Source organism: Ruegeria sp. YTSC004 (genome assembly GCF_059609805.1).
This window is the reverse complement of the sequence record NZ_JBXWMJ010000001.1, coordinates 426645-439310: the sequence shown is the minus strand read 5'-3', so window position 1 is coordinate 439310 and position 12666 is coordinate 426645. Positions and strand designations below refer to the sequence as shown.

Here is a 12666-nt window from a genome sequence, read left to right as displayed (position 1 = left end):
CCACTCACTCACAAAACCCCCGCATATCTGAGGGATAGCCAACATATGACATTTCAATTATGAATCGAGTATGGGAATTTTCTTTTCCCTTTCCCCCGCAATGGCAGATTTAGTGGGGCGTGCAGGCAGTAAAGGTAAAAACATGGCAGATATCGGGGCCTACCTGAAAAAACACACTGAAGCGCTGGTTAAAGACGTGGGAATCGAATCCGCGTGTGAGATTACAGGCAAATCCAAAGCCACGTTGGGCCGTTATTATTCTGACAATGTCGAACATACTGATCGGTTCATGCCGGTCGATGCGGTGGCGCGGCTTGAAGCAGTGGCAAACTTCCCCCACGTCACCTCGGCGCTGGCCGATCTGAAAAATATCACCCTGTCCTATGACGGGCGCAATGACGACAGCCCCCGTACTGGCGGAGTGAATTCCGACGTCATCGCGCTGAGCCAGCGGTTTGCAATGCTGATGACCGAATACCAGTCAGCAATCGAGGATGGCATCATCACGGTAAACGAAGCCAAGCGTCTTCTGAGGGAAACCAGCCAGCTGCAACAAGTTCTGCTGGATATGAAGCTGCATCTGGAAGAGGAAAGCGTAAGCTGAAGTTTCGGTGTGCGCCGCTCAGGGATTAGGACGATGTTCCTGTGAACAACCCGCAACCTTTTTAGCAGTCCTTATATTGAATTGGATTTGAACAGGTGTGTTTCGTTTCAATTGTCCTACAAGCGACAAGTGCACCACTACAGTTGCGTCACTAAATGGTTCGGTAATGGCAAAATGCCTGATGCTTGATGTTGATGGTGTCCTCGTCGACGGTCGTCCCGGCGATGGTCTGCGATGGGACACTGATTTATCGAAGGATCTGGGACTAGATCCTAATCTGCTTGCGGAAGAGTTTTTCAAAACTGAATGGACTGCCATTGTCGAGGGACGGGCTGAACTCTTACCGATACTAGAGGCTGTTCTGAAGCGTGTTGCACCGACCATCAAAGCTCCTGATTTGATAGACTATTGGTTTAGAGGGGATTCAAGTATAGTCGAAACCACTGTTGCGGATGTGCAAGAGGCGAGACGCAAAGGCATACCTGTTTATCTTGCAACCAACCAGGATCACATGAGAGCAATCTATCTCATGCAGACAATGGCGCTCGGCGATGAAGTTGACGGCATCGTGTACTCAGCAAAAGCAGGGTGCAGAAAGCCAAAACCTGAGTTCTTCGCTTTCGCAGCGCGGGAGGTCGGGCGCCAACCGGGTGAACTTTTGCTGGTCGATGATACCCTGCCGAATATTGAGGCAGCCCGATCCGCAGGATGGAAGGCTGTCCATTGGGATGGAACCGAACGCCTTTCCACGATTCTACACCGCAGTGTAAGTTAAGCGGGTATTATACCTTTTGCGTCCCAATCAAGCGTTCCTAATGTCGTCTTGCGCGCTGTGGTGCGGCGTATCCTGGATTGTGATCGGTGTGTCGCGATGCCAAGAAGTCAACTGTGCCGTTTGACGATCACCGATCCAACCGAATACCCCGCACCGAACGAACAGATCAGGCCGACATCTCCATCTGACAGATCATCCGAATACTTGGAAAACGCGATGATGGACCCGGCCGAGGAGGTGTTGGCATAATCTTGCAGGATGTTGGGCTGTTCGCCTACCTCGGGTTCGCGTCCCAGAACCTTCTTGCCGATGAAGTCATTCATGGTCTTGTTGGCCTGATGCAGCCACAGGCGTTTCAGGTCATCGCTGTTCACGCCTTCCGCGTCCATGTGATCCGAGATGTGCTTGCTGACCATTGGCAGCACTTCTTTGAAGACTTTGCGTCCGTTCTGCATGAACTGCATGTCACGGCGGTCGACCACCCCGTCAGGGCGTGAACGACGCAGGAAGCCGTTGTTGTTGCGGATATTGTTCGAGAATTCGGTCGCGCAGCGTGTCGACAGAATTTCGAAATGCGGACCCTTCGCGTCTTCGACCCGCTCGATCAAAGTGGCGGTGGCCACGTCGCCAAAGATGAAATGACAATCGCGGTCGCGCCATTCCAGATGCCCTGAACAAATCTCGGGGTTTACCACCAATGCGGCGCGGACCGAGCCGGAGCGGACCATGTCCGCGGCGGCCTGAATCCCGAAAGTGGCCGAAGAACAGGCGACATTCATATCAAACCCGAACCCGTTGATCCCAAGCGCTTGCTGGATTTCGATCGCGACGGCGGGGTAGGCGCGTTCGTGGTTAGACGCGGCACAGATTACCAGATCAACGTCCTCGGCGCTGCGCCCGGCTTGTTTCAGTGCTTTTTTGCAGGCGTCCACGGCCATCTCGGTCATGATGCCCGGTTCGTCATCGCCACGTTGACGCAACAAGGGATGCATCACGTCAGGGTCCAGAACACCGTCCTTGTCCATCACGTAGCGTTTCTCGATACCCGAGGCCTTGAAGATGAACTCTTCCGACGAATGCTGCATCGGCTCAATCTCACCCGCCGCGATTGCGTCTGCGTTTTGGGCGTTCATCTTGTCGGCATAGGCGTTGAAGGCCGTGACAAGTTCGGCGTTGGTGATGACGTTTTCGGGGGTGAAAACACCTGAGCCGGTAATCGCGGGCGTGTACATGATAAGACCTGAATGTTTCGGATTCGCCCAAAATGCAGGCATACAAGGGTTAGATCAAGAGACGTTGACCCAAGGGAATGTCAAAGTTTGGGCTGAAATCCACTTCACATCTTGAATAGTTCATATTTCGAAGTATATGCGAGGCCAAAGTTACAAACGGATTCACCGATGACCCATGACGATAGCGCGCTGGTCCGCTGCCTCAGTCCTGAAGTGCAAGCGATGATGGGGGTCTATGCGCTCTACTGGAAACTAGAAGAAAGCCTGGACGCATTAGAGGTCGGGTTGAGTCATCAGGAATGCCATATGATGGTCAAGCTTGAGCGACCCAAACGCATGGGCGTTTTGGCTGCAGACATGCTGACGGTGCCATCCACAATCACGTCAACCGCTGACGCGCTGGAAGAGGCAGGGTACCTGACCCGCCAGCGCGATCCGGAAGACCGTCGGGCTTGGTTGTTGGTTCTGACCGACAAGGGGCTTGAGATGCGACAGGTTCTGATGTCCGAGGCGGGAGACCTGTTCCGCCGAGCTTCTGGGCTGGATGCTGACGAAACTGCCGAGTTTGCACGACTGGCCCGGAAGATCCGGGAAAACATAATGAAAACAGGAATTCCTGAGGGATTGAAGAAATGAAACTCTTCACTGTACTGAGCGTCGCTCTGACCGTGTTCGCCGCCTCCGTTTTGGCGCAGGATAGCGCCAAGCCCGTAAAACTAATGATGGTCCAAGAGACATCGCCCGGCTTCTCGCGCCAGTTTTTTGGTCGCGTCGCTGCGCGGCAAACCGTCGATCTGGCCTTTCAGGTTTCCGGGCAAATCGTCGAAATGCCGGTGACCGAGGGGTTCGTGATACCCAAGGGCGAGCTGATCGCGCAACTGGATCAGGAACCATTCCAGCGCCGCTATGACCGCGCTGTCCTGCAAAAGGATCAGGCGGATCGTACCGTGGCCCGTCTTTCTCGTTTGCGCGGAACCACAGCCAGCCAGGTGGCGGTGGACGACGCGGAAACCGAAGCGCAACTGGCGGATATCGCGGTCCGCGATGCAGAATACGATCTGGAACACGCAACACTGACCGCGCCGTTTGACGCGTTGGTATCTCGTCGAACGGTCGAGTCTTTTACCACTGTAAACGCAGGGGCACCCATCGTGCGTATCCACGATATGTCCGAATTGCGGATCGAAGTGGATGTTCCTGAAATCCTGTTCCAACGCTCGGGTCAAGAAGATGACATTACGATTACGGCGAAGTTTCCAACCAGCGACGAGGTCTTCCCTCTGCAGATCCGAGAATTTGACGCGGAAACTTCAAGCGTCGGTCAGACGTTCCGTATCCAGTTTGGTCTTACCCCTCCCGAAGGGTTGCAGATTTTGCCGGGTTCGTCGGTGACCGTGAATGTGAAGGTCCAGGACGCCCGGACAGGTATCGTTGTGCCTGCAACGGCCATCATTTCGGACGCTGAGGGCGGTCTGGGCGTCATGGTGTTTTCACCGGTTGGGGCCGATGAAGGCGCCGTCCAGCTTGTGCCGGTTACCATCGAACCCACGCAGACCGGCGAAGTCCGTGTTCTGACAGGGTTGAACGATGGTGACGAGATCGTCGTCGCGGGTGGCAGCACGTTGACAGATGGCCAAGCCGTTCGCCGCTTTGCTGGCTTTGCGAACTGAAGGGCGGATCGATGAACATTGCGCGCGCATCCATTGATCGCCCGATCTATACGTGGCTGATAATCCTGATCGCCCTGTTTGGTGGCGTCTGGGGTTTCCTGTCGTTGGGACGTCTGGAAGATCCGGCCTTCACCATCAAAAACGCGGTCATCGTGACCCAATATCCCGGTGCAACGGCTGAACAGGTGGCGCTGGAGGTGTCCGAGCCACTGGAATCCGCCATCCAGCAACTGGGTGAGGTTGATACGATCACATCCGTGAATCAGCCCGGGCTTTCGCTGATCGAAGTTGAGATCCAATCGACATATGACGGAACCGAATTGCCCGAAATCTGGACTAAGCTGCGCGCCAAGGTGCGTGATACGGCCCGCAGCCTGCCGTCCGGAGTGCAGGCGCCGCTGGTCAATGACAGGTTCGGCGACGTGTTCGGGCTGTTCTATGCGGTAACGGCTGATGGGTTTTCGGACGCTGAAAAACACGAGCTGTCCACCTTCTTGCGGCGCGAATTGCTGACCGTCGAAGGCGTCGCAGACGTAGAAGTGATGGGCCTGCCGCAAGAGGCTATCTTTGTAGAACCCGATCTGGCCATCTCGGTGAACCAGAATGTGCCGCTGCAGTCCATCAATGAAGCTATTGCCAACGCAGACTCTGTGAACGCGTCGGGTTCGCTGCGTTCAGAGAATGACCGTACAACGATCCTGACCGCCGAAGGGTCGGACTCAGTTTCCGCCATCGCCGGTCTGTCTGTCGGTTCGCAGGGGCAGGTGATCAACCTGTTTGACATGTCTGACGTTTTCCGAGGTCGCCAGACCGACCCGGACATTATGATCCGCTTTAACGGGACCGAGGCTTTTACTCTGGGGATCGCTGGCCTATCCTCCGAAAACATTGTTGAGGTCGGCAAGCGCGCCGATGCGAAGTTTGCGGAACTTGACCCTCAGATCCCCTTTGGCGTCGAAATCCTGCCGATCTACCAACAGCACGTGGTGGTGGAACAGGCCTCGAATGACTTTCTGGTAAATCTGGCCATGTCCGTGACCATTGTGGTTATCGTACTCGCGGTGTTCATGGGATGGCGCGCGGCGGTTGTTGTCGGCTCAACCCTGTTGCTGACCGTGGTGGGAACGCTGCTGTTCATGTCGATGTTCTCAATCGAGATGGAGAGGATCTCGTTGGGTGCGCTGATTATCGCGATGGGTATGTTGGTGGATAACGCCATCGTTGTGGCTGAGGGCATGCAGATCGCGATGCTGCGCGGGAAAAACTCGCGCGATGCTGCGGATGAAGCTGCTTCCAAGACGCAAATCCCGTTGTTGGGCGCGACCGTCATCGGGATCATGGCCTTTGCAGGGATCGGTCTTAGCCCGGATGCGACGGGCGAGTTCCTGTTCTCTCTGTTTGCGGTGATCGGTATTTCACTGCTGCTGAGCTGGGTGCTGGCTCTGACGGTGACACCAATGCTGGGCCACTATTTCTTCAAGCAGGGTGAGGCAGGCGCTGTGGATGCCTATGGCGGGATCATGTTCCGTGTCTACGGCAGCATCCTGCGCTGGGCGCTCCGGTTCCGCTGGCTGGTTGTTGCCGGTTTGATAAGCGTCACTGTTGCCTGTTTCGCCGGGTTTGGACTGGTCAAACAGCAGTTCTTCCCCGATTCGAACACGCCGCTGTTCTTCGTGCACTACAAACTGCCGCAAGGTACGCCCATCGCGCGAACGGCCGAGGATATGGCTGTATTCGAAGAATGGCTGGACAAACGCGACGATGTCGTTGCCGTCACCACATTTGTTGGGCAGGGGGCAACCCGGTTTCTGCTGACCTATTCGGCAGAGAAACCGAACCCCAGCTATGGCCACATGATCATCCGTACAGAAACTCTGGATGACATTCCCGCATTGCAGGCTGATCTAGAGGCGTTTGGCTCCGCTCAATTCCCCGAAGGTGAGTTCCGCACCAAGCGTCTGATCTTTGGCCCTGGCGGCGGTGATCCGATCCAGGCCCGGTTCTCGGGTAGTGATCCGGCTGTTCTGCGGCAGCTTGCGGACGAAGCGATTCAGCGGATGCGCGGTGCGTCCGAGAACGCTTTGCATGTCTATCAGGACTGGCGTGAGAAGGAACTGGCGGTTCAGCCTATCTATGCGACAGAACGAGCGCAGACTGCCGGTGTCACCCGTGAAGATATCGCCGGAACGCTGCAATTTTCGACCGATGGTATCAGGGCGGGTGTATTCCGGGAACGCGACCGTTTGATCCCGATCATCATCCGCCGCCCTGCGGACGGAGATTACTCGATCGTCGATCAGGTCGTGTACTCGGATCAGTCCGAAAAGTTTGTGCCAATCGAACAGATGGTCGACGGGTTCGAGTACAAATCGCTCAACACGCTGGTTCATCGTCGTGACCGGGTGCTGACCATTACCGTCGGCGCCGAAATTCCGGCGGGTCTGACGGCGGCTCAGGTCCACTCGGAAGTTCGCGCTGCCATCGAAGAGATGGAACTGCCCGCAGGGTATCGCATGGAGTGGGGTGGCGAGTTCGAAAACGCCGGTGACGCCAACGAAAGCCTGGGCCGTCAGTTGCCGGTCAGCCTGTTGATCATGGTGCTGATTTCGGTGTTGATTTTTAACGCCATCCGTCAGCCGATTATCATCTGGTTGCTGGTGCCGATGTCCGTAAATGGCGTGGTTATCGGGTTGTTGGGTACTGGTCTTCCGTTCACCTTCACGGCGCTGCTGGGTCTGCTCAGCCTGTCGGGGATGCTAATCAAGAACGGCATTGTTTTGGTCGAGGAAATCGATCTGGTCCGCGAAACCGGCAAAGGCTTGCGCGAGTCGATCATCGAGGCCTCGGTCTCACGTCTGCGCCCAGTGATGCTGGCCGCGATCACCACTATTCTGGGCATGGCGCCGTTGCTGACAGATGCGTTCTTCAAGTCCATGGCGGTGACGATTATGGGCGGCCTGGCCTTCGCGACAATCCTGACGATGGTCGCAGCGCCCGTCTTCTACATGATCTTCTTCGCGCGAGATGAAAAGCGTGAGATTAAAGAAGCCGCTGCGTAACAGCTCAGATTTTTGTCGAATTTCTCAAACCCGGCTGGTGTCCTATCCAGCCGGGTTTTTCGACCAATTGACTCGGTCTAAGGCCGCCTGCGTTTCAGGGGCAATGTCATAGTTGGATCGGGCATTAGTGTCATAACTTCGCCAAGCGCTCGACGTGATTGCCTTGCAATGCCAGACGCCATTGGATTTTGGGGTGATCAGACTGCCTCGTGACTTCAACAGCCCGATTGTGTGGACGTGCCATGACGTAAACCAAAGAGGACCAGAGGGCGCGATGCAGTATTTGGCTCTGCACAGTTTGTCGTCCGCCTTTTTGCGGATGTGATCGGAATGTCGAAAATTTTCGGTGCAGCCTGCATCCGGATACCGCCATTCCACACCCAGGCGGACAAACCCGGTTGGCCGTTTTTGGGTGAGGTCAAAAATTGTACCGCTTTTGCACCAGACCAGTTCATCAATATCACATTGAAGAACCGCGCGAGCGCCGGAAAGAAAACGCAAGCGCGCGATGTTCAGCAGCGAAGTCTGCAGAAACATCGTATTGTGACGGTTTTTGCCCTTTCTGTCTTGCGAAACAACGCCGTACCTGAAAGGCGCGGACAGCACCGTTGGGTTATGGATCCCACCCCGCCTCAGCGCTTCGCGGATGTCGTCCAGCCCATACCGGGTTGAGGCATTGTCGAAGAACAGCATCTGCTCCAGCCCATGCATCTGACAATGGTAACGGGCAAAATCTTCAATCCAGGTCAGGTCGTTGTCACGCGACAAGGTTACGGCCACGTTTTTCCCAGTGTGAGGGGCCGAATCCTGCTGGACCGAATTCACGGGCGACTCGACACCAGAACCGCGCCATTCAAACCTTAGGGTTTGTGGCTTCTTTGACGTCCGGATGATCAATAGATCATAGAACTCATGGGACTTCAGGCGGGGTTTCCCGACTTTGTCTTCATCCAGATAAAACTGGCCTTCTCGGATCACGTGGTACAGGCCGAACAGTTTTGGGCAGAAAACCACCAGGCTGCCCCGGTCCCAAAATGCATCGTACCAGAACGTGTCATAGTCGTACACGTGCTCGGTATAGTCTGGGCCAACATGGCCCGGTTTCATTTCGCGGCGTAGCCCGAGTTCCGTAAGGCTGCTGGAGGCAAAAATCGGATAGTGCTCTTGTGTCAATGTCGTTGCCTTAAACTTGCTGGCAATTTCGAATTGTTGCCGCCAACTTACATGCGCTTAGATAGCCAGCTCATCGGTATTTCTAGCGCCGGGTTCAGTCGCCCGGATCCCTCGCCGGGTCATAGTGATAATAAAAACAGGACAGTTTGTTCCCGTCAGGGTCGCGCAGATAAGTGACATAGAAATCAGGTGCGTAATAGTCTCTTGTACCCGGGGCACCAGCGTCTGTGCCACCATGCTCCAGCCCTGCAGTGTGAAACTGTCGGACCGTTGCGGCGCTTTGGGTGGGAAACGCGATCATCGTCCCGTTGCCCACATCGGCAGGGTTCCCGTCAAAGGGTGTGTTTATCCAGAACCCGGTCCCATCGTCTGGTTCGGTTCCCCAACCCGCACGATCTTTGGTCCATCCCGGAAGGCGTGGCAGTTCCAAGACAGAAAAGATCGCGTCATAGAACTTAATGGCCCGCGACAGGTCATTTGTTCCATAAGTGACGTAAAGGCGCACGGCTTCCCCCGATTTAGGGACGGTATCACACGGCCTTTATATCGGAGGGTTACAGAAAAACGGCACTGAAAGCTGTTTTAGATCAGCGGGACAAAGGGCACATCACACGCTGCAAGCGTCATCATTGCGGCGAAAACAATAAACCTGCGCATTTGTTTTTTTCCTTCTGCTCAATCATAGAAAAGATGCGCGCCCGGGGACACAAGGTCAACGGGCGCGCGAAACGTTCGGTCGTGTAAGCAGGTTAAGGCCGATCAGCCCTGCAGCGATCTAACCTCGACATCGCCTTCGGTCTGCGCCTTAATCGCCAGCGCGGCGGCGTGGCTTGCGGCAGCTGTCGTGTAGTATGGGATCTTGTCATACAGTGCGATGGATCGGATGGCTTTGCTGTCCTCAACCGCTTGCGCGCCTTCGGTGGTGTTCATCAACAGCTGAACCTGGCCGTCTTTCAACATATCGACCACGTCCGGGCGGCCCTCATAGACCTTGTTGACGATCTCACAGGCAACGCCTTGCTCGGCCAACCAGCTTTGTGTGCCACGGGTCGCGACAAGCGAAAAGCCCTGTTCCGTCAGAACTTGAGCGGCTTCAAGCATAGCGGCACCTTTATCGGCGTCCTTGATCGAGATAAACGCACGACCCGAAGAGGGCAGAACCATGCCTGCGCCCATCTGCGCCTTGAGGAAGGCGCGCGGGAAGTCGCGGTCCCAGCCCATGACCTCGCCAGTGGAACGCATTTCCGGGCCCAGAATGGTGTCAACGCCGGGGAAGCGGGCAAAAGGCAAAACAGCCTCTTTCACCGAGAACCACGGCATGTCCGGATCGGCCAGCGTCATCTGGTCGGCAATCTTGGTATCCTGACCATCCTTGTATGCGGGGCGCATAGGGAAGTTCGAAAGTTTCTCACCGGCCATGACGCGTGCTGCAATCGAAGCAATCGCACTGTCGGTCGCCTTGGCCACAAACGGTACGGTCCGCGAGGCGCGTGGGTTTACTTCGATCAGGTAGATTTCATCGTCCTTGATCGCGAACTGCACATTCATCAGGCCGACAACGTTCAGTGCCTTGGCCAATTTGTATGCCTGGTCCTTGATTTGCACGATGATTTCTTTTGACAGCGAATAGGGCGGCAGCGAACAGGCCGAGTCACCCGAGTGGACGCCGGCTTCTTCGATGTGCTGCATGATGCCTGCAACGTGAACGTCTGTGCCATCACAAAGGGCGTCGACGTCCAGCTCAACCGCACCAGCCAGATAGCTATCCAGCAGTACAGGGCTGTCACCCGAGACGACCACCGCCTCGTTGATGTAGCGTTTCAGCTGATCCATATCGCGCACGATTTCCATAGCGCGACCACCCAGAACGTATGAGGGGCGGATCACCAGCGGGAAACCGATATCTTCAGCAATTTCCAGCGCTTGTTCGTCGGTAGATGCGATGCCATTCTTAGGCTGTTTCAAGCCCAGATCATTGACCAGTGCCTGGAACCGTTCACGGTCTTCGGCCAGGTCGATGGCGTCCGGCGTGGTGCCGAGGATCGGAATGCCTTCTGATTCCAGCGCGTTGGCCAGTTTTAGCGGGGTCTGACCGCCGTATTGAACAATCACACCGTGCAGCGTGCCGTTTTCCTGTTCCTTCGTCAGGATTTCCATGACGTGTTCGAAAGTCAGAGGTTCAAAATAAAGACGATCCGAGGTGTCGTAGTCGGTCGACACGGTCTCGGGGTTGCAGTTGATCATGATGGTTTCATAACCAGCGTCGGTCAGCGCGAAACAGGCGTGGCAGCAGCAATAGTCGAACTCGATGCCTTGACCAATCCGGTTCGGGCCACCGCCAAGGATGACGACTTTCTTGCGGTCAGACGGACGCGCCTCGCATTCTACGTCACCCATCATGGGGGCTTCGTAGGTCGAATACATATAGGGCGTCTGCGCCTCGAACTCGGCGGCGCAGGTGTCGATGCGTTTGAACACGGCTGTAACGCCCAGATTGCGGCGCGCCCGGCGGACGTTGTCTTCGTCACGACCAGTCAGATTTCCCAAACGCGCGTCAGTAAAGCCCAGCATCTTGAGCTTACGGATGCCTTCCTCGGTCACGGGCAGGCCGTCTTTGCGCACTTGGCGTTCGGCTTCGATTATCTCGCGGATACGGGCAAGGAACCAAGGGTCGAACTTGGTGACGCCAAAGATCTCATCGTCGGTCAGCCCGTGGCGCATTGCTTGCGCGATGGTGCGCAGACGGTCGGGCGTCTGCTGGCTGATTGCTTTGATGACGGCGGCCTTGTCGTCGGCTTCGTCCCAGACACCGACATTCAGGCCGGGGATTTCCACCTCATCAAACCCGGTCAGACCCGATTCCATCGAAGCCAGCGCCTTTTGCATCGATTCGTGGATAGTACGGCCGATAGACATGGCCTCACCCACCGATTTCATGGCGGTGGTCAGGTAGGGCTCGGAGCCGGGGAATTTCTCGAACGCGAATTTCGGAATCTTGGTGACAACATAGTCGATGGTCGGCTCAAAGCTGGCCGGGGTGACTTTGGTGATGTCGTTGTCCAGCTCATCCAGCGTATAACCGACGGCCAGCTTGGCGGCGATCTTGGCAATCGGGAAACCGGTTGCCTTTGACGCCAGCGCCGAAGAACGCGATACGCGCGGGTTCATCTCGATCACGACCATCCGTCCGTCGACCGGGTTGATCGCCCATTGTACGTTCGATCCGCCGGTCTCGACGCCGATCTCGCGCAGCACGGCAATCGAGTGATTGCGCATGACCTGGTATTCTTTGTCAGTCAGCGTCAGGGCCGGGGCGACGGTGATCGAGTCACCCGTGTGCACGCCCATCGGGTCGATGTTTTCGATGGAGCAGACGATGATGGCGTTGTCGGCGGTGTCGCGCACCACCTCCATCTCGTATTCTTTCCATCCCAAAAGGCTTTCGTCGATTAGGATCTGGCCCACTGGCGAGGCATCCATGCCGGTGCGACAAATATGGATATAGTCTTCGCGGTTATACGCCACGCCGCCGCCTGTGCCGCCCAGCGTAAAGGCGGGGCGGATGATGGCGGGTAAGCCTACATTTTCAAGGGTTTCGAGGGCCAGCGCCACACCGGCGTCCAGGTCTTTCTTGCCGCTTTCGTTCTTGGGGGCAGTCACGATCTCGGCCTTGGGGTTTTCGATGCCCAGCCGGTCCATCGCCTCGCGGAACAAGGCGCGGTCTTCGGCCATTTCAATGGCGTCGCGCTTGGCACCGATCATCTCGACGCCAAACTTGTCCAGCACGCCCATCTCTTCCAGCGCGAGCGAGGTGTTCAGGCCGGTCTGCCCGCCCATGGTGGGCAGCAGCGCGTCGGGGCGTTCTTTTTCAATGATCTTGGCGACAACTTCTGGCGTGATCGGTTCGATATAAGTCGCGTCGGCCAATTCGGGGTCGGTCATGATCGTGGCGGGGTTTGAGTTCACCAGGATGACCCGGTACCCTTCTTCCCGTAGTGCCTTGCAGGCCTGAGCGCCGGAATAGTCGAACTCGCAAGCCTGACCAATAACAATGGGGCCCGCCCCGATGATCATGATCGACTGAATGTCGGTTCTTCTCGGCATGGCCACGTTCCTTCGATTGTCCGCGATTCAGGGCACCCCCAAGCGCCCA

General features: G+C 56.2%; 9 protein-coding genes. 5 read left to right on the top strand and 4 right to left on the bottom strand.

Features of this window, described 5'->3' with window-relative positions; genetic code table 11:
* Positions 1-142: 142 nt before the first annotated feature.
* Together AC2FFP_RS02170 and AC2FFP_RS02165 are read left to right on the top strand one after the other, a co-directional pair.
* Entirely contained in the window at positions 143-604 is a 462-nt protein-coding gene (locus AC2FFP_RS02170) for a hypothetical protein (RefSeq protein WP_058275729.1), read from the top strand.
* Between the two features lie 181 nt (positions 605-785).
* Entirely contained in the window at positions 786-1379 is a 594-nt protein-coding gene (locus AC2FFP_RS02165) for an HAD-IA family hydrolase (RefSeq protein ID WP_496755234.1), read from the top strand.
* 107 nt (positions 1380-1486) lie between these two features.
* Here AC2FFP_RS02165 and AC2FFP_RS02160 read toward each other — a convergent pair whose 3' ends face one another.
* A complete protein-coding gene (locus tag AC2FFP_RS02160) occupies positions 1487-2611 on the bottom strand; it encodes a beta-ketoacyl-ACP synthase III (RefSeq protein WP_496880660.1) in 1125 nt (374 codons plus the stop codon).
* Between the two features lie 168 nt (positions 2612-2779).
* On the opposite strand from AC2FFP_RS02160, the gene AC2FFP_RS02155 reads away from it, so the two are divergent.
* From AC2FFP_RS02155 to AC2FFP_RS02145, 3 genes are read left to right on the top strand one after another with little or no spacing between them, the layout of a single operon-like run.
* Complete coding sequence (locus AC2FFP_RS02155; protein ID WP_282151756.1) at positions 2780-3247, top strand: MarR family winged helix-turn-helix transcriptional regulator; 468 nt, start codon at positions 2780-2782, stop codon at positions 3245-3247.
* On the top strand, positions 3244-4281 hold the full coding sequence (locus AC2FFP_RS02150; protein ID WP_496880659.1) for an efflux RND transporter periplasmic adaptor subunit: 1038 nt from the start codon (positions 3244-3246) through the stop codon (positions 4279-4281). The genes AC2FFP_RS02155 and AC2FFP_RS02150 overlap by 4 nt, the downstream gene beginning before the upstream one ends.
* Positions 4282-4292: 11 nt before the next feature.
* Positions 4293-7340 carry an efflux RND transporter permease subunit gene (locus tag AC2FFP_RS02145; protein WP_496880658.1) on the top strand — a complete coding sequence of 1016 codons (3048 nt, stop codon included), beginning with the start codon at positions 4293-4295 and terminating at the stop codon, positions 7338-7340.
* 42 nt (positions 7341-7382) lie between these two features.
* Here the strand turns inward: AC2FFP_RS02145 and AC2FFP_RS02140 are convergent, their stop codons facing one another.
* The 3 genes from AC2FFP_RS02140 to carB all read right to left on the bottom strand — a co-directional run bounded on the left by AC2FFP_RS02140 (position 7383) and on the right by carB (position 12617).
* Positions 7383-8513 carry a hypothetical protein gene (locus tag AC2FFP_RS02140; RefSeq protein ID WP_496843633.1) on the bottom strand — a complete coding sequence of 377 codons (1131 nt, stop codon included), beginning with the start codon at positions 8511-8513 and terminating at the stop codon, positions 7383-7385.
* 94 nt (positions 8514-8607) lie between these two features.
* The gene (locus tag AC2FFP_RS02135) at positions 8608-9018 is read right to left on the bottom strand and encodes a VOC family protein (protein WP_496843632.1); all 411 of its coding nucleotides are present in this window, start codon (positions 9016-9018) and stop codon (positions 8608-8610) included.
* A 254-nt stretch (positions 9019-9272) separates the two neighbouring features.
* The gene (gene carB, locus AC2FFP_RS02130; protein WP_496843631.1) at positions 9273-12617 is read right to left on the bottom strand and encodes a carbamoyl-phosphate synthase large subunit; all 3345 of its coding nucleotides are present in this window, start codon (positions 12615-12617) and stop codon (positions 9273-9275) included.
* Positions 12618-12666 lie beyond the last annotated feature (49 nt).